The sequence below is a fragment of the Xanthomonas hortorum pv. pelargonii genome (assembly GCF_024499015.1).
GTDB lineage: Bacteria > Pseudomonadota > Gammaproteobacteria > Xanthomonadales > Xanthomonadaceae > Xanthomonas > Xanthomonas hortorum_B.
Map to the genome: position 1 here is coordinate 153,247 of NZ_CP098604.1, position 24,623 is coordinate 177,869.

Here is a 24,623-nt window from a genome sequence, read left to right on the forward strand (position 1 = left end):
CGATTGCACCGATGCAAGGCACGCAACGATGAGCGCCCTGCCCTGGCTCGAAATACACCGAGGCGACGCGCCACTGATCGTCAGCTTCCCGCATACCGGCACCGAGCTGCCGGACGACGTGGCCGGTCGATTCGTGTCGCCGTGGCTGGCGCGCCGCGATGCCGATTGGTGGGTGCACCAGCTGTACGACTTCGCGCAATCGCTCGGTGCCACCACTGTGCGTACCGCGATCTCGCGCTCGGTGATCGACGTCAATCGCGACCCGAGCGGCGCATCGTTGTATCCGGGCCAGAACACCACCGGTCTGTGCCCGCTGACCACCTTCGACAATCAGCCGTTGTACGCAGACGGTGACGCACCTGATCAGGCGCAGATCGAGCGACGCCGCACCCGCTGGTTCGATCCTTATCACGCTGCGCTCGACACCGAGATTGCGCGCCTGCACGTGCAACACCCAAAGATCGTGGTCTATGACGCGCATTCGATCCGCTCGCATATTCCGCATCTGTTCGACGGCGAGTTGCCGCAGTTCAATATCGGCAGCAATGACGACCGCAGTTGCGATCCAGACCTGACCGACGCGGTGGAACGGCTGTGCCGCAGCAGTGGCTCCAGCACCGTGCGCAATGGGCGTTTCAAGGGCGGCTGGATCACGCGCCACTACGCGCAGCCCGAGCGCGGCGTGCATACGCTGCAGATGGAGCTGGCCTGCCGCGGTTATATGCGCGAGCCCGACGACATCACGCCAGACACCTGGCCCACGCCGTGGCATCCCGCGCACGCAGTGGCATTACGCGCCGTGCTGCGTCACGTGCTGCTGACCTGCCTGCACTTCGCCAACGCAACACCCCCCTCCTCCGACACCACGCCGCCTGCGGCGCACCGTTGATTGCAGGGAACCCGGCATGACCCGTCACGATGCAACCCGCGTCATCCGCGCCGCCACCGGCACCACGCTCACCGCCAAGAGCTGGCTCACCGAAGCGCCGCTGCGCATGCTGATGAACAACCTGGACCCGGACGTGGCCGAGCGCCCGCAGGAGCTGGTGGTGTATGGCGGCATCGGCCGCGCCGCGCGCGATTGGGAATCCTTCGACGCAATCGTCGCCGCACTCACCCGCCTGGACGACGACCAGACCTTGCTGGTGCAATCCGGCAAGCCGGTCGGCGTGTTCCGCACCCATGCCGATGCGCCACGCGTGCTGATCGCCAACTCCAACCTGGTGCCGCGCTGGGCCACCTGGGACCACTTCAACGAACTCGATAAAAAGGGCCTGGCGATGTACGGCCAGATGACCGCCGGCAGCTGGATCTACATCGGCGCGCAAGGCATCGTGCAAGGCACTTACGAAACGTTCGTGGAGATGGGCCGCCAGCATTACGGCGGCAGCCTGGCCGGCAAGTGGCTGTTCACCGGCGGCCTCGGCGGCATGGGTGGCGCGCAGCCGCTGGCCGCAGTAATGGCCGGCGCCTCGTGCCTGGCGGTGGAATGCCGCCGTTCCAGCATCGACATGCGCCTGCGCACCGGCTATCTGGACACCTGGACCGACTCGCTGGACGAAGCGCTGCGCCTGATCGAGGAATCGTGCACGGCGAAGAAGCCGCTGTCGGTCGGCCTGCTCGGCAATGTCGCCGATGTGCTCGACGAACTGCTGCTACGCGGGATCAAGCCGGACCTGTTGACCGACCAGACCTCCGCGCACGACCCGGTCAACGGCTACCTGCCGCAGGGCTGGAGCGTGGAAGAATGGGACGCAAAGCGCGTGAGCGCGCCGAAAGAGGTGGAAGCCGCCGCGCGCGAGTCGATGGCCAGCCACATCCGCGCCATGCTCACGTTCCACGCACTCGGCGTGCCCACCGTGGACTACGGCAACAACCTGCGCCAGATGGCACTGGAGGAAGGCGTCGACAACGCGTTCGACTTCCCCGGCTTCGTGCCCGCCTATATCCGGCCACTGTTCTGTCGCGGCATCGGCCCGTTCCGCTGGGTCGCACTCAGTGGCGATCCGCAGGACATCGCCAAGACCGACGCCAAGGTCAGGGAACTCATTCCCGACGATGCGCATCTGCATCGCTGGCTCGATATGGCCGCCGAAAAGATCGCCTTCCAGGGCTTGCCTGCGCGCATCTGCTGGGTCGGTCTGGGCGATCGGCATCGACTGGGTCTGGCCTTCAACGCAATGGTGCGCAGCGGCGAATTGAAGGCGCCGGTCGTCATCGGGCGCGACCATCTGGATTCCGGCAGCGTCGCCTCGCCCAACCGCGAAACCGAGGCCATGGCCGATGGCTCCGATGCGGTCTCCGACTGGCCGCTGCTCAATGCCCTGCTCAACACTGCCAGCGGCGCCACCTGGGTGTCGCTGCACCACGGCGGCGGCGTCGGCATGGGGTTCTCGCAGCACGCCGGCATGGTGATCGTCTGCGACGGCAGCGAAGCGGCCGACAAGCGGATCGAACGCGTGCTCTGGAACGACCCGGCCACTGGCGTCATGCGCCACGCCGATGCCGGCTATGCCATCGCCACCGACTGCGCGAAGGAAAAAGGGCTGGATTTGCCGGGGATTCTTGGCTGAGTTCGCCCTCCGACAGCGCGGTATACCGCACGCTGTCGGCAGGCTGTGTGCACTGCTCGCAACCATGCACACCGACCATCTCGAGTGGTCCTTGCCTGCCCACCGTCGCGGGACCTTAAGCGGCATGGATGCCGCGTAAGAGCCTACATGGATGTACTTGCGGCGTGTCCTGCGATGGTGGGCGGGCAAGGGCCCACCAGCCAAGCTGCAGACATCAGCTCTACAACTGATCTATCCGCCACACTGTTCAACCACTCCAAGGACAACCGAGATTTCGGTCGCGGCGGCGGTTAAACGCAGTCAAAAGCTTAGGTCAAAAGCTGGGTCAGTCGAGGACGCGATGTCCTCACCAGACAGTTTGCTGGTTGCTTTTAGAATAGCTACGCGCACCGACCATCCCGACTGGTCCTTGCCCGCCCACCGTCGCGGGACCTTACGCGGCATGGATGCCGCGTAAGAGCCTACATGGATGTACTTGCGGCGTGTCCCGCGATGGTGGGCGGGCAAGGGCCCCGCAGCCAAGCTGCAGATCAACCGCTCTACACGAGTTGTGTTAGCCGCTCTAAATGGACTCGACGTCTACAAGCCACTCTCCAGATGAGCGAGCCAGATACTCTGCAGGAAATGCATCGCCTCATGATACGCCCAGGGTTTCCTAGACATCTCAAGGCCATGGAAAATGGTCGATTCGGAGGTGTCTATGAGCAGCAAGCGGTATACGGATGAGTTCAAGATCGAGGCGGTCCGGCAAGTGACTGATCGTGGGTTCAAGGTGGCAGAAGTCGCCGAGCGGCTGGGTGTCACGACGCACAGCCTGTACGCCTGGCTGCGCACGTTCGGCAAGTCTGGCGTGGTGCATCGCGCCGAGGTGGACCAGAGCGCCGAGGTTCGGCGGCTGAAGGCAGAGTTGCGTCGAGTGACCGAGGAGCGCGACATCCTAAAAAAGGCCGCCGCGTACTTTGCCAAGGGGTAAAGGCAAAGTACGCCTTCATGCAAGCCCACTGCAGGGAATTCAGGGTGTGTGCGATGTGCCGGGTATTGCGGGTCAACCGGTCGGGTTATTACGCCTGGTTGTGCTCGCCCAACAGTGAGCGCGCCAAGGAAGATGATCGCTTGCTTGGACTAATCAAGCACCACTGGCTGGCCAGCGGCAGTGTCTATGGGCATCGCAAGATCACCACGGATCTGCGCGATCTGGGTGAGCGTTGTAGTCGCCATCGGGTGCATCGGCTGATGCGCACCGAGGGACTGCGTGCCCAGGTGGGCTATGGTCGCAAACCGCGCTTCCATGGAGGGATGCAGTGCAAGGCGGCTGCCAATCTGCTTGACCGACAGTTCGACGTGACGGAGCCGGACACGGCCTGGGCGAGCGATTTCACCTTCATCCGCACGCATGAAGGCTGGATGTACCTGGCTGTTGTGATCGATCTGTTTTCCAGGCAGGTCGTCGGCTGGGCGATGCGCGATCGGGCCGACACCGAGTTGGTCGTGCAGGCCTTGTTGTCTGCGGTGTGGCGGCGCAAACCCAACACTGGTTGCTTGGTTCACTCGGACCAAGGGTCTGTCTACACCAGCGATGACTGGCGCAGTTTCCTGGCGTCCCATGGCTTGGTGTGCAGCATGAGTCGGCGTGGCAACTGCCACGACAACGCACCCGTAGAGAGCTTCTTCGGCCTGCTCAAACGCGAGCGGATCAGGCGGCGGACCTATCCCACCAAGGACGCCGCTCGCGCCGAGGTATTCGACTACATCGAGATGTTCTACAACCCCAACCGCCGCCACGGTTCAACTGGCGACTTGTCCCCTGTAGAGTTTGAACGGCGCTACGCGCAACGAGGGTCTTGAGTGTCTACGGAACCCTGGGCGTATCATCAGTCGGCTTTGGTTTCCAGCTCTGTTTACTTGCAGGCCGATGCAGCAGCAGCCAGCAATGCGCTGTCATCGAGCAGCGGCACCGCCCCGCTTGCCGGGTAAGAAGCTGCGATCGCCTTCGCCGCGCGATCTGCATCCGCCTGGATATACCACTGCGACGCCATCGGCAACGCACGTCCACGTACCGCGTGTTCGAATCGATACTGTCCCCAGTAAATCGCCAATGGCTCTTCCAGCGCGTTGAGCGGGTTACGCAAGGTGGACGCACTCGGACACAGCCACAAGAAGTTCGCAGCGAGCATGCGTTTACGCGCGGATGGCTGCCCCGCAGACAAGTAGTGACTCAACTCGTGCAACACGATCGGCGTCCAGTCCATCGATGCCGTGCCGGTGAGCGCATCGTGCTGCGAATAGAGCAGCATCGTGCGTCCACGCACTTTGGCCTGGGTGGTATCCATCTCCGGCCACCACACGAATCGTGCCTCGAATACCGGAGGTTCCGGCACCGCAAAGAAATCACGCATCTGCGATGCCAGGCGGGAAACGGCGGGGTTGGACAGCTCCTCTCTCAGCACGCGTATCTGTTGCTCGAACCGGGATGCAACTGCGATCAAACGACTGGCACGCGGAACGAACCGCGCAAAATACGCGCGCAACAGCCTCTGGTCATCTGCCGACTGCTCTGCAATGGCGGCGTTCGCTGAAGCCTCGAAGTCTTCGCTCCCCAGGAAATGCCGGGAGAACGGATCCGCCTCACGGGTGACGTCTGGCGCAAAGACTCGGTCGACCACCTCCAGATCGTCGTCCTTTGCCAGCCCCGAGGTGCGGCGGCGGAAATCCGCATAGGCGGCAAGCGCGGCAAGGTCCGCCTGATCCAGCCCGCCATGGGCTTCCATGTAGCTGCGGTAGACGGGCACCGTAAAGCCCGGCAACCAATCCGACAGGTTATCCAGCAGGTTGAACAGATCCGTCGCTTCGCTGTAGCCCACCTGGACGTGCGTCGATGACGTCGATGATGGTGTGGGTGGCGCGGCATGCGCAGTGGCGCACAGCAACATCCAGATCAGTGCCACTACGCGCATGTTCCGCAGTTTGGTCGGCCAGCAATCACTCCATCTGCGCATGCGGAATTCTGGGCTGGCGAGTGCGTTGATTCGAACATGCAGGGATACCGCTCGCAACGTGTCTTTCGTCAGGGGTGCGCGAGACCTGCACGTTGGCGGCCTGCTTTGACGGCAAAACCACCGTAGCCCGTCACATTCTCGACAATTGCCCTCAAGACTGCCGGGATCAGGCCGACAAGGTATGCAACGTTTCGAGGAGCCTCCATGGGCATCCTGATCTACCTGGTGCCTGCATTCGCACTCTGGGCGCTCATCGCCACCGGGCTGGCGTTCGTGCGTGGCCGGCAACTGCGTGCCGAGTCCGGCCAGCTTGCGAACACCCAGGACAGTCTTGCCCGCTACCAGGCTGCGCTGTCGCAATTGAAGGCACGCGCGGCCGCCAGCACGCTGGAGCTGGAATCGCTGCAGCGCAGCTACGCGGTGCTCAAACAGTCGCTGGAGCAGCAGGAACAGAATGCGGCCGAGCAACAAGCGACCACGGCCCAGGTGATTCCGATGGTGATGGTGCAGCAGCTGGACATCGCCAACGAAATCGGCACCTTGTTTGCACATGTGGCACGCGTTGCGCGCAGCCTGCGTCGCTATAGCGCCTACAGCCGCGGCCACAATGCCCCCGAACCGAACACTGCCCGCTACGACCTGCACTGGTTGGCGGACTGCTTGCACAGCTTCGACCAGATCGGCCATGCGCTGGTGCGCGGTAACGTCGCCGCGTTGATCACGGCCTGCCAGGACCTGCTGTCGATGTACGACCACTATTTGAAAGACGGCTCCGGCTACAACAGCCGCGATACCTTTCAGCGTCTGAGCAGCGATGTCCCCCTGTCCGATGCCACCGACGCCATCCGCTCGATCATCGTCAAGGCCACGCTGGCGCAGGACGCGCAGGATGCGGTGATGGAAGAGGCAGTTGCGGCAAATGTGGCTTGATTCGGGATTCGGGATTCGGGATTCGGGATTCGGGATTCGGGATTCGGGATTCGGGATTCGCAAGAGCGTGGGCGCGGTGTTCTGTCAGGTCAACATATAGATGCATGATTGTCGAACAGCGTGTTGATGTGCGTCGTTGAGTCACAGTTGCATTGCGGTTACTTATAAAAAAGCGCACCACTTACGGTGCGCTTTTTTTGTTTCAAGCCTTAGGAACGGCTAACGAACTCTGGCGAGCAGGTTCGAGAACGGCTCAAATCAAGGCGTTTTCTGCGGCAACGCATACGCCACCAACGCATCGCCCGCAGGCGTTTCCATGAAGTGGTGGCCGCCGGCCATGATCACCAGATACTCGCGGCCGCCGTAGGCGTACACCATCGGGTTGGCCTGACCACCGGCCGGCAACTTGGCGTGCCACAGCTCCTTGCCGGTAGACAGATCGATGGCGCGGATCAGGTCGTCGGTGGCTGCGGCAATGAGATTAATCCGCTTGCCGTCACTACCGAACCGCCGTTGTTCGGCGTGCCGATCTCGATCGGCAACCCCGAGCGGATACCGAACGGCCCATTGCCGCGCGCACTGCCGAACGGACGGTCCCATAGCGTCTTGCCGCTGGCCAAATCGATCGCGCGGATGCCGCCATAAGGAGGCTCCTTGCACAGCAACTTGGTGAACGGCAAACGCCAGCCGGCGTTGACGTTGATCGCGTACGGCGTGCCAGCCTGCGGGTCGCCCGCGCCTTCCGCACCGCCCGCATCGCCACGCACTTCGTCGCGCGGTGCCCAGCCCAGTTTGTCGGCCTTGGCGCGCGGCACCAGCAGGTTGTAGTTGGGCATGTCGTTGTAGTTGGCCACAATCACGCCGCGCTGCGGATCCACCGCCACGCTGCCCCAATCCGACCCGCCGTTATAACCGGGATATTCGATCGAATGCCGGTCGGCCTCCGGCGGCGTGTAGATGCCCTTGTAGCTGGCCTTGCGGAACTGGATGCGGCACACCAGTTGATCGATCGGTGTCATGCCCCACATGTCGCGCTCGGTCAGATCCGGCTTGCGCAACGTGTGATACAGCGAGAACGGCTGGGTTTTGGCGCGCATCTGCGGCTCCACGCCGCCACCGGGCACCGCACGCTCTTCCACACCCACCAGCGGCTTGCCGGTACGCCGATCCAGTACGTACAGCTCGCCCTGCTTGCTCGGCAACAACACCGCCGGCACCGTGACCCCGTCCTTGGGGAAGTCGATCAGGCTCGGCTGCGACCCCAGATCGTAATCCCAGGCATCGATATGCGTGGTCTGGAAATTCCACACCGGCTTGCCGGTGGTGACATCCAGCGCCACCAGCGAGGTCGCATAGCGATTCTCCTGCGGCGTGCGCGAGCTGCTCCAGTAATCGGCGGTGGAATTGCCCATCGGCAGATACACATAGCCCAACTGTTCGTCGGCCGCGGCGGTGGTCCACATATTCGGCGTGCCACGCGTCCAGCTCTGGCCCGGCGGCGGTGCGCCGTTCCAGTCCGGATGGGTCATGTCCCAGGCCCAGCGCAACTTGCCGGTCACCGCATCGAAGCCTTCGATCACACCGGACGGCTCGTAACGCTTCTGCCCATCCAGCACCTGATGCCCGGTGACCACCACCCCGCGCACGATCGCCGGTGGCGAATTGATCGACACATAGCCCGGCGGGGTCTCGCCCATTCCCACGGTGATGTCGACTTGGCCGTTGTTGCCGAAGTCCGCGCACGGCTTGCCGCTGCGTGCATCCAGTGCGATCAGGCGGCCGTCCAGCGTGCCTTCGATGATGCGCGTGCGGCACATTGCCGAGGTATCCGCTGCCACCGCTCCTGCGCCATCGTTGGCTGCCGCCGGCATCTCGTAATACGACACGCCGCGGCAGGCAGCCGTGTACGGAATTGCCTCGTCCTTGACCTTGGGATCGTAGCGCCAACGCTGCTTGCCGCTGGATGCATCCAGCGCGATCACCTGATTGCGCGCAGTGCACACATACAGGCTGTCGCCCACCTTCAGCGGCGTGGTTTCCGCACCCCAGCGCTTGCTTGGCAGGTCGCCTGTGTGAAAGAGCCAGGCCTGCTTTAACTGCGCAACGTTATCGCGATTGATCTGCTGCAGCGGCGAATAACGCAGCCCGGCCTGGCTGCGTCCATACGCGGCCCAGTCGTCATCGGCAGGTGCATTTGCCGGCTGTGCGCCAGAGGACGCAAGCGACGCTGGAACGTTGCGATTGACCAGGCTCGCGGCAACACCGGCCGCATGCGCCAACGCGCCATCGGCCTCGGTCACCCCAACGGCACGAACGCCAGCGCGAAGGCCACCACAAACACCGCCGCCAGTACGCCGGCCACGCTGCGCGACAGCCCGCGCGACACCGGGCGCTCCAACTTGGGCAGCAACAGCGCCAGCACGAACGCCAGGCCGACGATCAAGCCCGCACGCGGCACCCAACGCCAGTAATCGCTGCCCGATTCCCACCATGTCCACAGCAACGACGCCACGACCACTGCAGCAAACCACCACGCGCCCGCATTGCGACCGCGAAACAGCAGCACGCCGGCAACCAGCATGGCCGCGCCCGCAGGCGCGTAGTACCAGGAGCCGCCCAGCGCGGCCAACCACACGCCGCCTGCAAGCAGCACAGCGCCGAGCACTCCAATCACGCCTCCCAGTGTCGCCAGCGCCCAATGGCCGCGACGGGAAGGACGATGCACGATCGTCATCAGTTGTTCCTCTTCGATTCTGCGGCGACGCAACGCCGCCGCACCGCCAACCACCTTCGACCCGCAACGGTGAAAGAGCCGCGCTCTTTGCGGCCCCCGTCGAAAAACACTGCGGGTTGCAGATGTCACCGCGTGCAATAAAAAACGCCGGCTGTGCGCCGGCGTTTTTCTTCAACTGCGTTACTCGCTACGCGCGATCATGCTTCGGTCGGCGGCAACTCGCTGGTGCTTGCTGCCGGTGCGACGGCTGCATCGTCCACCACGTCTTCCACTTCATCCAGCGAGGCATCCAGACGTTCCACCGCCTGCAGCTTTTCGCCCTTGGACAGACGGATCAGCGTGACGCCCTGCGTGTTGCGACCCACACGCGAGATCTCCGAACCGCGGGTGCGCACCAGCGTACCGCCGTCGGAAATCAGCAGCACTTCGTCTGTTCCGCCCAGCAACACCGCACGCACCAACTTGCCGTTGCGCTCGGTGGTCTGGATGCCGATCACGCCCTGCGTACCACGTCCCTTGCGCGGATACTCGGCCAGCGGGGTGCGCTTGCCGTAGCCGTTCTCGGTGGCGGTGAGGATATAGGCCGTGTCGTCGTTTTCGGCGACCTCGATCACTGCCGCATCGGCCACGTCCGTGGTCTCCACAACGTCCTCGACGCCCTCTTCCTCGACATCGCTTTCGACGCCCGCAGCACGCTCGGCCACGATCAGGCTGACCACCTCTTCGCCCTTGGTCAGACGGATGCCGCGCACGCCGGTGGCGGTACGGCCCATCGAACGCACCGTGGATTCGCCAAAGCGCACGGTCTTGCCGTTGGAGGCAAACAACAGCACGTCGCGGTCGCCATCGGTCAAGGCCACACCGACCAGCGCATCGCCCTCATCGAGGTTGATGGCGATCTTGCCGCGCGCCAGACGGAACGCGAATTCGCTCAACGGGGTCTTCTTGACGGTGCCGTTGCGCGTGGCGAAGAACACATAGCGGTTATCGGCGTATTCGCGCACTGGCAGCACCGCCTGCACGCGCTCGCCGGGTTCCAGCGGAATCCAGTTGATGATCGGACGGCCGCGCGCATTGGAGCCGGCTTCCGGCAACTGATACACCGGCAGCCAGAACACCTTGCCGCTGCTGGTGAAGGTCAGCAACGTGTCGTGCGTGTTGACCAGCCACAGCTGATCGATGAAGTCCTCTTCCTTGGTCGCCGCGGCAGAACGACCACGGCCGCCACGGCGCTGCGCACGATACGCGCTCACCGGCTGCCGCTTGGCATAACCGGCGTGCGACAGCGTCACCACCACGTCTTCCGGCGAAATCAGATCAAGAATATCCAGATCTTCTTCGCTGTGACGGATTTCGGTGCGGCGTTCGTCGCCGTACTCTTCGCGGATATTGATCAGCTCGTCGCGGATCACCTGCAACAGCACGTCGGGGTTTTCCAGGATGCGGATCAGGCCCTGGATGACCTCGAGCAACTGCTTGTACTCGTCGGTCAGCTTTTCCTGCTCCAACCCGGTCAGGCGATGCAGACGCATTTCCAGGATCTGCGAGGCCTGCACTTCGGTGAGCTGGTAAAAGCCCTTGATCAGGCCCACGCCCGGCGGCAGATCTTCCGGCTTGGAGGCTTCGGCACCGGCTGCGCCCAGCAAGGCGCCGACCAACCCCGGCTCCCAGGTCTTGGCCAGCATGCGCTCGCGCGCTTCCTGCGGATTGGCCGAGGTCTTGATCAGCTCGATCATCTCGTCGATGTTGGCCAACGCGACGGTCAAACCTTCCAGCACATGCGCACGCGCACGCGCCTTGCGCAGTTCAAAGATGGTGCGGCGGGTGACCACTTCGCGGCGGTGGCGGATGAACGCCTGCAGCATCTGCTTGAGGTTCATCAACTGCGGGCGGCCGTCGATCAGCGCAACCATGTTGATGCCGAACACCGACTCCATCTGGGTCTGCTGATACAGGTTGTTGAGCACAACCTCGGCCGACTCGCCGCGCTTGACCTCGATGTAGATGCGCATGCCGTCCTTGTCGGACTCATCGCGCAGCTCGCTGATACCTTCGAGCTTCTTTTCCTTCACCAGCTCGGCGATCTTCTCGATCAACCGCGCCTTGTTCACCTGATACGGGATCTCGGTGACGATGATCGCTTCACGGCCGTTGTCGGCCACTTCCACGTCGGCCTTGGCGCGCATGCGCACCCGGCCACGCCCGGTGCGGTAGCCGGCGGCAATGCCGGCGGTGCCGTTGATAATGCCGGCAGTGGGGAAATCCGGGCCCGGGATGTACTCCATCAGGCCTTCGACATCCAGCTCCGGCGTGTCGATCAAGGCGATGCACGCGTTGATCGCTTCGGTCAGATTATGCGGCGGGATATTGGTGGCCATACCCACCGCGATACCGGCCGAGCCGTTGACCAGCAGGCTCGGGAACCGGGTCGGCATGACCGTCGGTTCCAGTTCCTTTTCGTCGTAATTGGGCTGGAAATCGACGGTTTCCTTGTCGATGTCGGCCATCAGCTCATGCGCCAGACGCGACATGCGCGACTCGGTGTAACGCATCGCCGCAGCAGAGTCGCCATCGACCGAACCGAAGTTACCCTGGCCGTCGACCATCATGTAGCGCAGCGAGAATGGCTGCGCCATGCGCACCAACGTGTCGTACACCGACTGGTCGCCGTGCGGGTGGTATTTACCGATGACGTCGCCGACGATACGCGCCGACTTGAAGTACGCCTTGTTGCTGTGCGCGCCCAGCACGTGCATGGCAAACAGCACGCGGCGATGCACAGGTTTGAGGCCATCACGGGCATCGGGGAGTGCGCGGCCCACGATCACGCTCATCGCGTAATCGAGATAGCTCTTGCGCATCTCGTCTTCCAGATTGACCTGGATGATTTCCTTGGCGGTTTCTGCCATTCGGGTTCCGTAATTTTGAGGTGGCGGGCGAGCCGGAAAGCCGCGTCGGGAGCACCCTGTAACAGGCTGCCGGCCCCACGCTCCCGCCGATCGATTCAAGCACCGGATTGTACCACGAAGGGGCAGCCCGATGCCGCCGGTTTACCAGCCAGAAACAAGCACTTGCAAGGCGTTTGCGCGGTGTTGGCGACGTTATCGCACGCGCCGGGCTCAGGCGCCGAATGCGGCCTGCATCTGCGCCAGGTCGGGCTGCGCAATCACCCCGCGCTCGGTGACGATCGCATCGATCAAGCTGCCGGGGGTGACGTCGAATACCGGGTTCCAGGCATGGATGCCATCGGCCACCGTTCTGACCCCGCCCACCCCGAACAATTCGCCCGGGTCGCGCTGCTCGATCTCGATCTGCTCGCCGCTGGCGGTGGCCATATCCACCGTCGACGACGGCGCGACCACCATGAACTTGACGCCGTGGTGGCGCGCGGCGATGGCCAGCTGATAGGTGCCGATCTTGTTGGCGGTATCGCCATTGGCGCAGATGCGGTCGGCGCCGACGATGACCCATTGCACCAGGCCGGATTTCATCAGGTGCGAGGCGGCCGAATCGGCGATCAAGGTCGCGTCGATGCCATCCTGCTGCAGCTCCCACACGGTCAGCCGCGCGCCCTGCAACCACGGCCGGGTCTCGCCGGCAAACACCTTGCCGATGCGCTGCTGCGCCATGCCGGCACGGATCACGCCCAGCGCGGTGCCGAAACCGGCGGTGGCCAGCGAGCCGGTATTGCAGTGGGTCAGCACGCCACTACCCGGCGCGATCAGCGCAGCGCCGAGTGCGCCCATGTGCCGATTGGCTGCCAGATCTTCATCGGCGATGGCCTGCGCCTCGCGCGCGATCACCTCGCGCCAGTCGGCGCCGGCAGCGCCCAGCACGCGACGCATGCGCATCAGCGCCCAGGCCAGATTGACCGCGGTCGGACGCGCGGCATTGAGCCGCAACAGCGCCGGTTCGAGCTTCTGCAATACCGCGCTGCCGTCATCGGCATCGATGTCGCGCGCCGCCAATACCACGCCCCACCCGGCCGCAATCCCGATCGCCGGCGCGCCGCGCACCGCCAGCGAATGGATCGCCTCGGCCACCGCATCGCTGCTCTCGCAACGCACATGTTCCACCACGAAGGGCAGCTTGCGTTGGTCGAGCAATTCCAGGGCATCGCCGGTCCACAGCAGTGGGCGGATGTGGTCGTAGCGGGCGTAATCGATGTGGGCGCTGTCGTTCATGGCGCTATTGTAAGGCGCGCGGGCAGCCCAGTCAGTGGACCTGCCGTGCTCAGCCTGGGGGCAGCGCGCAACAATGCCTCAAGCGCGTGCTAGGCGAAGGTATTTAGAGCGGCTAAAAAACGTAGCGAGTAGTTTGGATGCAGTCAAAAGCCTGGTTGGTCGAGTGCGCGGTGCCCTCGCCGCTCGCGGGACACGCCGTGAATCCGTCCGTGGAGGCTCGGTGGCGGCATCCATGCCGCCACACGGTCCCGCAATCGGCGAGGGCACCGCACCAGGAAGTTTGCCGGTTCCTTTGTTGAAACCTGCCCGTCGATCGCGTTGCGCTGCGAAGCTGATCCGTCGCGGTGTTATCCAGACAACACACCATGCCTTGCTTGCAACCATGCACACCGACCGTCTCCACTGGTCCTTGCCCGCTCACCGTCGCGGGACCTTACGCGGCATGGATGCCGCGTAAGAGCCTACACGGACGTACTTGCGGCGTGTCCCGCGACGGTGGGCGGGCAAGGGCCCTGCAGCCAAACCCGCAGCATCGAGGGCGCGGTGTCCTCACCGCTCGCGGGACACGCCGTAAACCCGTCCCTGGGGGCTCGGTGGCGGCATCCATGCCGCCACACGGTCCCGCAATCGGTGAGGACACCGCACCAGACAGTTTGCTGACTGCTTTATTGAAAGCTATGCACACCGACCATCGCGACGGGCCCTTGCCCGCTCACCGTCGCGGGACCTTACGCGGCATGGATGCCGCGTAAGAGCTACAAGGACGTACTTGCAGCGTGTCCCACGATGGTGGGCGGGCAAGGGCCTGCAGCCAAACCACAGATCAGCCACGCTGTGCAGCGAAAGCCAAGATCCACCGCTCTGCAATAGACCAATACGCAGCAGGTTCGTCAGCAGCTCAGTCGACGATGAACTCGGCACGGCAGCCGTCGTTCACCCACACCCCGTCGCGGCTCCAGCCCCAGGTCTGGCCTTCCACGCATTCTTTTTTGGAGATCTGCCGGCCCACACGCACCTGGCGCTCCACCGACACCCCGCAGGTGCGGCGCGAGCTCTTCTTCGATTCGCAGGTGACCATGCGCGGCACAGCCACAAAGCCGGAACCATCTTCGGCACCGACTTCGAACTCTCCATCGCAACCGCGTGACACCCAGATTTCGTTACGGCGGGTGCCCCACGTGCGGCCCTCCTTGCACGGCCACATCGAGCGTTGACGCAACAAACGCACTGGTGCACCGCGCAGTATCACCGGGCAGGCCACTTTGCCGCCGTTGGAATCGCAGCGCACCACGCGGCGCATCTGCGGGGAGGCTGGCACACGCGCAGAGGCGAACTCCGCACGGCAGCCCTGCTCGACCCATACGCCGTCGCGTTCCACATCCCACTCGCTGCCGCGAATACAGCTGGTTTCGGACAGCTGGCGCACCAGTTGCACGCCGTGTTCGGTGTCCATCGCACAGTGCGTGCGCGCCATGTCCTTGGACTCGCAACGCACCACGCCGGAGGCTCGATCCGAGGCACGCGCATCGGCGAGCATCAGCAGCGGCAAGCACCACAAACCGCATAAGCTGACCAGCCACTTCATGCCGACACTCCTCACCCAAACACACTCTGCGCCGAGCCCCCGTGGACGTGAGGATGAGAGCATCATCGATGTGAAGAAAGCAATACGGTGCCGATGACAACTGGATGGCACTTCGGGCCTGCGATACGCCACGAAGTCGTCGGCACAGCCCGAGCAGGCTGCGCCGGCGCTAGGCGCGGGCGAACTCGAACGCGAGCACATCCGCTATCTGCGCGGTGCCACGCAAGGCCATCAACAAGCGGTCGACGCCGACCGCCACACCGGCGCAATCGGGTAGCTGCGACAACACCGCGAGCAAGCGTTCATCCAATGGCAACTGCTGTACCCCGCGCGCGGCACGCACCGCGTTGTCGCGCAGGAAACGTGCACGTTGCTCCTGCGCATCGTTGAGCTCGTGATACCCGTTGGCCACCTCGTAAGCACCCAGATACAGCTCGAAGCGCTCGGCCACCGGCGGGCTGTCGTGGCGGATGCGCGCCAATGCGCACTGGCTGGCCGGCCAGTCGTGCACCACAGTCAAGGTGTCGTCGGCAAAGCTGGGCTGGATGCGATGGGTCATCAGCAGGTCCAGCCAGTCGTCGCGGGTCAGGCCGTGTGGATCGATGGCGATGTCGTGCAACGGCGCGCGTAGCGTTTCGATCGGATGGAGCAACGGGTCGATACCCAACTGCTGCAGGAACAGGTCGCGATAGCTCAGCACCTGCACACGCGCCTGGCGCTGGACCAACGCAAGCGCGTGCTGCACCAACGCGATGGTCTCCTGCGCCAAGGCGCGATCGTCCCAGCCCACCCGGTACCACTCGAGCATGCTGAACTCGGGATTGTGGCGGCCGCCTGCTTCGCCATTGCGGAACACCCGCCCCAGCTCGTAACAATCGCCCACGCCGGCCGCGAGCAGGCGCTTGAGCGGATACTCCGGCGAGGTGCGCAACCAACGTACCGCTGCGCCGGCATCCACATGCCCGCTGAAGCGCGTGCTGAAACTTTCGATATTCGGCTCGGTGTTGCCGGCCTCCGAGAGCACCGGCGTTTCCACTTCCAGCACGCCACGCTCGGCGAAGAACGCGCGGATCACCGCATTGAGCCGCGCGCGTAACTGCAACGCGGCCAGATCGATCTGCACCGCACTCATCGCTGCTGGCCGTGCTCGCCGAGAAACGCTAGCAGCCGCGCTTCGTCCCAGATATCCACGCCCAGCGACTGCGCCTTGTCGAGCTTGGAACCGGCTTCTTCGCCAGCCACCAGAAACGCGGTTTTCTTGGAGACACTGCCCGCGACTTTCGCGCCCAACGCTTCCAGGCGCTGCTTGGCGGCATCGCGCGTCAATGCGGCCAAGGTGCCAGTGATCACCACGGTCTGGCCATCGAGCGGGCCGGTCTGCAGCGCATCGGCTTCGGGCAGGCGCGAGAGCACCGTTTCCATGGCCTGCTGCGCTGCGCTGGCCAACGCCGCATTTTCCGGCCGCTCCAGCCATTGCTGCACCGAAGCGACGACTGCCGCAGGCACGCCGGCCTGCAGCAAGGCATCGGCACCGGCGCTGCGCAACGCATCGAACGAGTCCACCGCGGCGGCCAGTTGCTGCGCACGCACCGGCGTCACCTTGGGGATATCCATGTCTTCCAGCACGCTGGCAAAACTCAGCGCGTCGCGCAGCTTGGGCGAAGGCGGATGTGCATCGCCGATGCGCACGCCACGTTGCAGCAGATCGTCGATGGCCTGCTGATTGCCGGGCTGATCCAGGAAGTGCCCGAGCGAGCGCGCCACCTCGCCACCGATATCCGGCACACGCTTGAACAGCGGCCACGGCAGGTGGCGGATCAGTTCCAGATCGCCGAACCAGGCCGATAAGGCCTTGGCAGTGCTCTCGCCGACATGCTCGATGCCCAGCGCAAACAGGAAACGTTCGAGCGTGGTGTCGCGCGATTTTTCAATCGCCTCGATCAGGTTTTCCGCCCACTTGGTGGCGATCTTCTTGCGGTTCCAGTCGAAGGCCGGCAGGCCGGCACGCAATAGATCGGCCTGCCAGGTTTGCGGCACCTCGCGCTCGCCGGCCAGATCCACACCGATGCTCACCACCGTCTTTTCCAACTGCGCATATGCGCCGGTGGCCAGATGCTCGCGCGCTTCGCGCAAAAACGCATGCGGACTCTCGGCGGTGCTGATCAGACGCAACTGCAGCAGTTGATCGACGCTGAGCAGATACAGATCGGCCACGCCCTGCACCACGCCGCTGTCGACCAGCACCTCGATGAATTTTTCGCCAAGGCCATCGACATCCATCGCGCGGCGCGAGACGAAATGCCGGAACGCTTCCTTGCGCTGCGCCGGGCAGGTCAGCTCGCCGGAGCAACGCCATACCGCCTCGCCCTCCTCGCGCACGATCTCCGAGCCGCATACCGGGCATTGCGTGGGCATCTGCCATGGCTGCGTGCCGGGTGGCCGTTGATCGGCGACAACACCAGCCACTTCCGGAATCACATCGCCGGCACGCCGCACGATCACCGTGTCGCCCACGCGCACATCCAGCCGCGCGATCTGGTCGGCGTTGTGCAGCGTGGCGTTGGTGACGATCACCCCGGCCACATGCACCGGCTTCAGCCGCGCCACCGGCGTGGCCGCACCGGTACGGCCGATCTGGATCTCGATCGCTTCCACCGTGGTGGACTGCTCCTGCGCCGGGAATTTGTGCGCGATCGCCCAGCGCGGCGCGCGCGAGACAAAGCCCATCTCGCGCTGCCCGGCCAGATCGTCGAGCTTGTAGACCACGCCATCGATATCGAATGGCAGCCCGTCGCGCGCTTCACCGATGCGTTGGTAGTACGCCAACAAGCCGTCGCTGCCCTGCACGACCTCGACCAGGGAGCTGACCGGGAAACCCCATTGGCGCAGCTGCGCCAGGATCGCCGAATGCGTTTGCGGTAATGCGCCCTCGCTCACTTCGCCAATGCCATACGCATAGAAACTCAGCGGGCGTTGCGCGGTGATACGCGCATCCAACTGACGCAGCGAACCGGCAGCACCGTTGCGCGGATTGGCCAATACCTTGCCGCCATGCAGGCGCATCTGTGCGTTGTAGGTTTCGAAGGCGGCGCGCGGCATATAGACCTCGCCGCGCACTTCCAGAATTTGCGGCCACCCTTCGCCACGCAGACGCAGCGGAATCGCCTTGACGGTGCGCAGATTGGCGCTGACATCTTCGCCGGTGGCGCCGTCGCCGCGCGTGGCGCCCTGCACGAACTCGCCGTTTTCGTAGCGCAGGCTGATCGCCAGGCCATCGAGCTTGGGCTCGGCAGAAAACAGCGGATGCGTGAGCTCGAGCCGCTCGCTGATGCGACGCACGAACTCGGCCACTTCCTCATCGCTGAAGGCATTGCCCAGCGACAACATCGGCAAGGCATGCCGCACTTCGGCAAAGCGCGAGGCAGCCAGATGGCCGACGCGCTGGGTTGGCGAATCGGCGCTGGCCAGCTGCGGGTGCGCGGCCTCCAAGGCTTCCAGTTCGCGCATCAGGCGGTCGTAGTCGAAGTCGGCCATCTGCGGCTCGTCGAGCACGTGATAACGGTAGTTGGCGTCCTCGAGACGATGACGCAGGGCGTCGATACGCTGCGCGGGATCCGGGCTGACAGTCATACGATCGCTGGGCTGGCTTGAGGGGCCGCCTATTCTAACGGGCCGTGCCGATGCGCAAGGGTAGCCGGCCGGCCACTGCCGCGACCACGCATGCGCCGTCGACAGCAAGCACTACGGGTATTTCCCGATAGTCAGACAAGCACAAACCCGATAGCGTGGCGCCCTCTGCCGCCCGCCCGTCTGGAGTTCACCCGTGTCGTTGCCCGTCTCGCGCCGTTCGTTTCTCAGCCTCGCCAGCGTTGGCGTGGCGGTGTCCGCACTGGGACTGGCGCCCGCGGCCGAGGCAGCCCGCAAGCGCGCAGCCGCAGCGGCAACGCCCAGCGTGGCGCCGGCCGCCGGTGCGGTGTATCTCAACCTCAACGAGCATCCGCTCGGGCCGGCGCCGGCCGCGCTGGATGCCGCGACGCGCTCGCTGGCGCATTCGGGCCGCTACCTGTTCGAGATGGAGCAGGACCTGCGCAATCTGATGACCGGCGAGTTGCAGCTGCCGGGCGACCATCTGGCGTTGTTTCCCGGTTCCAGGGATGCATTGAATCGTGCCGGCAGCCTGTTCACTTCGGCCCGTGCCGGGCTGGTGGTGGCCGACCCGAGCTTCGATCCGATCGTCGACAGCGCAAACGCGCGCGGCGTGCCGGTGCGCAAGGTGCCGCTGCGGGCCGATGGCGCGCACGACGTCAAGGCGATGGCCAAGGCCGACCCCACCGCCGGCCTGATCTACCTGTGCAATCCCGGCAACGCCGCCGGCGCCATCACCCCGCGCGCCGAGATCGAGTGGCTGCTGGCCAACAAGCCGGCCAGCGCGGTATTGGTGGTCGACGAGGCCTATATCCACTACAGCAACGAACCGTCGGTGGCCGATCTGGTGCGTCAGCGTCAGGACCTGATCGTGCTGCGCAGCTTCTCCAAGCTCTACGGCATGGCCGGCCTGCGCCTGGGCGCTGCGCTGGCGCCGCCTGGGCTGCAGACCAAGCTCGCCAGCTTGGGTAGCAACCCGTTGTCGGTCCCGGCAATGGCCGCCGGCATCGCCAGCCTGCGCGACCCGCAACTGGTGCAGACCCGTCGCGCGGAAAATGCGCGCGTGCGCGACGACACCATCGCCTGGCTCAAGACCAAGGGCTACACCTGCCTGCCCACGCAGGCCAACTGCTTCCTGCTCGACGTCAAGCGCGACGCCAGCGTGTTCGCCGATTCGATGCAGAAACAGGGCGTCATCGTCGGCCGCAGCTGGCCGATCTGGCCCAAGCGCGTGCGCGTAAGCGTCGGCACCGAGGCAGAGATGCTGCGGTTTCGCGAGGCGTTTGCCAAGGCGAAGCGTTGAGCACCAAGCACTGAGTGGCAATCCCTTCTCTCCTCGGGAGAAGGTGCCCCGAAGGGACGGATGAGGGTGCGAGCGAAGCCTCGTGCAGTTGGAACCACACCAGGGCTTCGCCCCGTACCCTCACCCCAACCCCTCTCCCGCAGGAGAGGGGCTTTTGCTCCCTTCTCTCACCGGGAGAAGGTGCCCCGAAGGGGCGGATGAGGGTACGCGCGCAGCCTGGTACCACCTTTACCGCCAGGGCGCGCCCAACGGCAGACCGGCTTTTAGCGTCGATCGATAACTGTCAGTCACCACCTCGATAATGCGCATCGCCAGCACTACGAAATCACCAGCGCGGCGACTTGGTCAGCGGCGGTGCCTGATGCTGGCGATCGTAGGCGCGCAGTTCGTCGCGGATATGTGCCACACGTTGACGGCCCAGCGCATTGCGGCTGTCGTCCAGCACCACGCCATCGAGCAGTTCGGCCATGCGCTGCACGGTCGGCAGCATTTTTTCCCAGGCATCCAGCGCGGTCATCGGCGCCGGCAGCGTGAGGAAAAACGCAATCGCCGGGGTCTGCATGTCGCGGATGTTGGCCATGTCGAAACTGCCGGGCTTGAGGATGCTGGCCATGCTGAAGATCGGCCCGCGCTCCGGGTGCCCTTCCACCAACCGGTGGAAGACATTCATGTGGCCGAACACCAACCCGGTCTTCTCTGCAGCCACCACCACGTCTTCGCCACGCAGCACCTGCCCAGCCTTGGCCGCGACAAACAGCGAGACGATCTTGTCGAAGTCCTGGTTGGGACGCTTGCCGACATCGTTGCCGCCGGCCGCATCTGCATCGTCCAGATTGAGTTCGCTCTGCTCGGCACCTTCAGTGCGCTCGAACGGGTCGCCCTCCACACCCGGCTCGCCGGAAATCACCGGCTCGCGGCGTTCGCGCGGCTGCCCCTCGTCCTTGTCGACCCGGCGCCCTTGCGGCGATTTTTTCGGGCGACCAAACAGAAAGATGGCCGCGACCAGCAGCAGTCCAGCGATCAGGATCCCGATCCGGATCATGGCCATGTCGGACATTCAGCGTGCCTCCGCATAAGAGTGACAGGTGTCGATATTCCAACAAGCATGGCACGTCATGCCGCACCCGCCAAACGTGCGGCTTCTTCCAGGTCAACGCTGACCAGACGGCTGACGCCCGGCTCGCGCATGGTCACGCCGGAGAGCTGACGCGCGGCCTCCATCGTCGCCTTGTTGTGGCTGACGAACAGGAACTGCACTTTCTCGCTCATTTCCCGAACCATGTTGGCCAGGCGGCCGACATTGGCTTCGTCCAGCGGCGCGTCCACCTCGTCGAGCAGGCAGAACGGTGCGGGATTGAGTTGGAAGATCGCAAACACCAGCGCCACCGCGGTCATCGCCTTTTCGCCACCGGACAGCAGCGAGATGCTGGACACGCGCTTGCCCGGCGGGCGCGCCATGATGGTCACGCCGGTGTCGAGCAGATCTTCGCCGGTAAGTTCCAGATAGGCATGCCCGCCGCCGAACAGCCGCGGATACAGTGCCTGCACGCCGGAATTGACGCGGTCGAAGGTGTCCTTGAAACGGCCGCGGGTCTCGCGGTCGATCTTGCGGATCGCCTCTTCCAGGGTTTCCAGCGCGGTGTTGAGATCCAGGTTCTGCGCGTCGAGATATTCCGAGCGTTGCGCCGCTTCGCCGTATTCCTGGATCGCGGCCAGGTTGACCGGTTCCAGCCGCCGCATGCGCCCATCGATCTGGCCGACCGCCACTTCCCACTCGGCCAGATTGGCGGATTCGGGCAAGCCGTTGACCACGTCTTCGAGCACGAAGCCGGCCTTCACCACCGCAGCCTCCAACTGTTCGGCGCTGAGCACCAGGGCTTGCTGATCGAGCTTGCGCTGCGAGATGCGCTCGCGCTGGCCCAGTGCCTGTTCGTCGCGCTGCTGACGGGTCTGTTCGTAGCTGCGCAATTCGCCGTCAACACTCTCCAGCATGGTGCGCGCTTCGCTCAGTACGCGCTCGGTGCGCACACGCTCGCTCAAGGCGGCCTGATGCTCGTGCTCCAGCGTTTCCACCGGCGAATCGCCTTCGCTGAGCTGGGCGACCAGATCTTCCAGGCGCGTATCGAGCTGGCCGCGCTGGCTGTCCATGCGCTCCAGCGTCTGACTGAGCGAGGTGATTTGCGTGCGCTGCGATTCCAGCGTGAGTGCTAGTGCATGCATCGCATCGCGCACGCCACGTGCGGCGTCACGGGCCTGGTCGCGCGCATCGGTGAGCTGACGGCGTTCGTTTTCCAAAGCCGCACGGGTGCCCTGCAGATCGCCCATGAGGGTCACCGCGTCTTCGAGTTTGGCGCGCGCTTCGCGTGCCTGCTCGCGGCTGGTGTCCAGCGTTTCCAGCAGCTGCGACAACTCGTTTTCGATGCGTTCGATGCGCGTGCGTGCGGCATCGACCTTGCCTTGCTGGCTCTGCAGCTGACCGGCCAGCTCGGAGACGCTGCGATGCGCCATGTACAACTGACGCTGCGCATCTTCGCGTTGCTGCTCGGCGGCCAGCAGCTGCTCACGGAAGCTGCCCAGGCGCTGCTCAAGGTCGGCTTCGCGCTCCTGCAAGGTTTCGATCTGCGCGCGTAATTCTTGAATCTCGCGCTCGCGCAACAAGGCGCCCTGCTTGGCGGCACCGGAACGCGACACGCGCACCCAGCCCTCGCCCAGCAGCTCGCCATTGCGGGTGATGACCGAATCGCCCTCGGGCAGGCCGCGCTGCAGCGTGCGTGCGGCATCCAGATCCTCGGCCGCATGCAGGCGCGCGAGCAGGCGACGGATCGCGATCGGCCCCTGCACCTTGGCCGCCAGCGAGGTCGGTGCGAAGGTGGCGTTGTCGCTGGCGCTAGATACCAGCGCGATGCGGCCATCGCCCAACTCGCCCAGCGCGTCGACCAGTTGCTCCGGCGCATCCACCAGCACGCCTTCGATCAATTGCCCCAATGCACCTTCGACCGCATTTTCCCAGCCGCTTTCGACCGTGATGCGTTCGCCGACACGCGCAGCCGAATCCAGCCCGCGCGATTTCAGCCACGCCACCGCCGCGCCCTGCTCCTGACCGAGCGCGGCCTGCTGCAGGGTTTCCAGCGACGACAGCCGACCACGCGCGGCCTGCGCCTGCTTGCGTACTTCGGCCAGTTCGCCCTGGCTGGCCCGTTGCTGTTCCTGCAGCCCGCCGAGCGCGTGCTTGCGCGCTTCGACCTGCTCGGTCAGCCCGTCCAGCGAGGTCTTTTGCGTTTCATGGCGTAGCTCGATCTGCTCGAACGCTTCGGCCAGCGCATCCAGATCCAGCCCGGCGCGCTCGTTGACCAATGCTTCGCGGCGGCGGTCGGCTTCCAGCGACTGGCGATCGAGATAATCGACACGCGTGCGCTCCACTTCGCCGGCACGCGAGGCCTCGCCGGTATCGCGGTTATGGGTTTCCCAGCGCTGCTGCCAGTCGGCCAGCCGCGCTTCCGCTTCGCGTAGCGATTCCTGGCGGAATTCGTGATCTTCGCGCAGCTGTTCCAGTTGCGGCTCGGCCGCGTCCACCGCCTCGCGCAGCACCGCCAATCTGGCCGAGTCGCCGCTGATGTGTTGCGTCAGTTCCTGCAACTGGCTTTGCGCCTCATCGCGCGCCTTGTGCAGGCGATGCGCGAGTTCGCGCTGATGCTGGATCTGTTGCTCGATGCGCGCCAACGCGCCACCGACCTGATAGACGTCGGCCTGCGCCTTGGCCACCGCTTCGGCGGCTTCCTCGCGACGCACGCGCCCGGTTTCGATCCGCGCTTCGGCATCGCGCTGTTCGGCGATCAGCTGCTGCAGGCGGGTCTCTTCCTGATTCAATTTTTCGCGCAGGCCCTGCAACCGACCATCCAGGCCGCGGTATTCCAGCGCCTTCCACTCGGCGTCCTTGATCCGACGCTCTTCCTGCAGGGCCTGATACTGCTCGGCTTGGCGCGCCTGGCGCTGCAGATGCGCCAGCTGCTTGGTGATTTCTTCGCGCAGATCGCCCAGGCGATCGAGATTTTCGCGGGTGTGGCGAATGCGCGTTTCGGTTTCCTTGCGGCGTTCCTTGTACTTGGAAATGCCGGCGGCCTCTTCCAGATACACGCGCAGATCTTCCGGGCGCGCCTCGATGATCTGGCTGATCATGCCCTGCTCGATGATCGAGTAGCTGCGCGGACCCAGACCCGTACCCAGGAACAGGTCGGTGATGTCGCGGCGTCGGCATTTGGTGCCGTTGAGGTAATACGCACTGGTGCCGTCGCGGCTGACCAGTCGCTTGACCGAGATCTCGTTGAACGAGGCGAACTCGCCGGTGATGGTGTGATCGGAGTTGTCGAAGATCAGCTCCACCGTCGCCTGCGACACCGGCTTGCGCGCCGAGGATCCGGAGAAGATCACGTCGGTCAGCGAGTCGCCGCGCAGGCGGCTGGCCGAGCTTTCGCCCATCACCCAGCGCACCGCATCGATGATGTTGGACTTGCCGCAACCATTGGGGCCGACGATGCCGGTCATGTTGGTGGGCAGGTGCAACGTGGTCGGGTCGACGAACGACTTGAAACCGGACAGTTTGATCGTGGACAGGCGCATGGGACTGGAGGTTCCGGGCACCGCGCGGACGAAGCCGGCAGGCGCTTTTTCCTGTG

The 24,623-nt window shown here is 64.5% G+C and carries 13 protein-coding genes and 1 pseudogene; 5 read left to right on the forward strand and 9 right to left on the reverse strand.

All coding sequences use genetic code 11. The features are described 5' to 3' along the window. Positions 1-28: 28 nt before the first annotated feature. The 3 genes from hutG to NDY25_RS00675 all read left to right on the forward strand — a co-directional run bounded on the left by hutG (position 29) and on the right by NDY25_RS00675 (position 4,418). A complete protein-coding gene (gene hutG / locus NDY25_RS00665) occupies positions 29-889 on the forward strand; it encodes an N-formylglutamate deformylase (protein ID WP_168960034.1) in 861 nt (286 codons plus the stop codon). A gap of 16 nt (positions 890-905) precedes the next feature. Further along, a complete protein-coding gene (gene hutU / locus NDY25_RS00670) occupies positions 906-2,573 on the forward strand; it encodes a urocanate hydratase (RefSeq protein WP_168960033.1) in 1,668 nt (555 codons plus the stop codon). 700 nt (positions 2,574-3,273) lie between these two features. Then, positions 3,274-4,418 (forward strand): IS3 family transposase gene (locus NDY25_RS00675; RefSeq protein ID WP_256627573.1). Its coding sequence is split into 2 segments (ribosomal slippage): positions 3,274-3,511 and positions 3,511-4,418, totalling 1,146 coding nucleotides; the frame shifts between segments, so codons are not numbered across the junction. A gap of 53 nt (positions 4,419-4,471) precedes the next feature. Here NDY25_RS00675 and NDY25_RS00680 read toward each other — a convergent pair. Continuing rightward, positions 4,472-5,434 (reverse strand): hypothetical protein, encoded by a 963-nt coding sequence (locus NDY25_RS00680; RefSeq protein ID WP_256627702.1) that lies wholly within the window; start codon positions 5,432-5,434, stop codon positions 4,472-4,474. Positions 5,435-5,773: 339 nt separating this feature from the next. Here NDY25_RS00680 and NDY25_RS00685 point away from each other — a divergent pair, with 339 nt between their 5' ends. Beyond that, the gene (locus NDY25_RS00685) at positions 5,774-6,499 is read left to right on the forward strand and encodes a hypothetical protein (protein WP_023903654.1); all 726 of its coding nucleotides are present in this window, start codon (positions 5,774-5,776) and stop codon (positions 6,497-6,499) included. 258 nt (positions 6,500-6,757) lie between these two features. Here NDY25_RS00685 and NDY25_RS00690 read toward each other — a convergent pair. From NDY25_RS00690 to ligA, 6 genes and pseudogenes are all read right to left on the reverse strand, one after another. Further along, positions 6,758-9,233 (reverse strand): annotated as a pseudogene (locus NDY25_RS00690) (membrane-bound PQQ-dependent dehydrogenase, glucose/quinate/shikimate family). A gap of 197 nt (positions 9,234-9,430) precedes the next feature. Further along, positions 9,431-12,142 (reverse strand): DNA gyrase subunit A, encoded by a 2,712-nt coding sequence (gene gyrA, locus NDY25_RS00695; RefSeq protein WP_168958468.1) that lies wholly within the window; start codon positions 12,140-12,142, stop codon positions 9,431-9,433. Positions 12,143-12,352: 210 nt separating this feature from the next. Beyond that, positions 12,353-13,417: an S-methyl-5-thioribose-1-phosphate isomerase gene (gene mtnA / locus NDY25_RS00700; protein WP_168958469.1), complete on the reverse strand. Its 1,065-nt coding sequence runs from the start codon at positions 13,415-13,417 to the stop codon at positions 12,353-12,355. An 898-nt stretch (positions 13,418-14,315) separates the two neighbouring features. Further along, positions 14,316-15,002 (reverse strand): DUF3011 domain-containing protein, encoded by a 687-nt coding sequence (locus NDY25_RS00705; RefSeq protein WP_168958470.1) that lies wholly within the window; start codon positions 15,000-15,002, stop codon positions 14,316-14,318. Between the two features lie 169 nt (positions 15,003-15,171). Then, positions 15,172-16,134, reverse strand: coding sequence for an EF-P lysine aminoacylase EpmA (epmA, locus tag NDY25_RS00710; RefSeq protein ID WP_168958471.1), 963 nt, complete (start codon positions 16,132-16,134; stop codon positions 15,172-15,174). Next, entirely contained in the window at positions 16,131-18,632 is a 2,502-nt protein-coding gene (ligA, locus tag NDY25_RS00715; RefSeq protein WP_168958472.1) for an NAD-dependent DNA ligase LigA, read from the reverse strand. Before ligA ends, epmA begins: the two co-directional genes overlap by 4 nt. Before the next feature lie 193 nt (positions 18,633-18,825). Here ligA and NDY25_RS00720 point away from each other — a divergent pair, with 193 nt between their 5' ends. Continuing rightward, on the forward strand, positions 18,826-19,950 hold the full coding sequence (locus NDY25_RS00720; protein ID WP_168958473.1) for a pyridoxal phosphate-dependent aminotransferase: 1,125 nt from the start codon (positions 18,826-18,828) through the stop codon (positions 19,948-19,950). Between the two features lie 325 nt (positions 19,951-20,275). Here the strand turns inward: NDY25_RS00720 and zipA are convergent, their stop codons facing one another. Further along, positions 20,276-21,007 (reverse strand): cell division protein ZipA, encoded by a 732-nt coding sequence (gene zipA / locus NDY25_RS00725; protein ID WP_168958474.1) that lies wholly within the window; start codon positions 21,005-21,007, stop codon positions 20,276-20,278. 56 nt (positions 21,008-21,063) lie between these two features. Beyond that, complete coding sequence (gene smc, locus NDY25_RS00730; protein ID WP_168958475.1) at positions 21,064-24,567, reverse strand: chromosome segregation protein SMC; 3,504 nt, start codon at positions 24,565-24,567, stop codon at positions 21,064-21,066. Positions 24,568-24,623 lie beyond the last annotated feature (56 nt).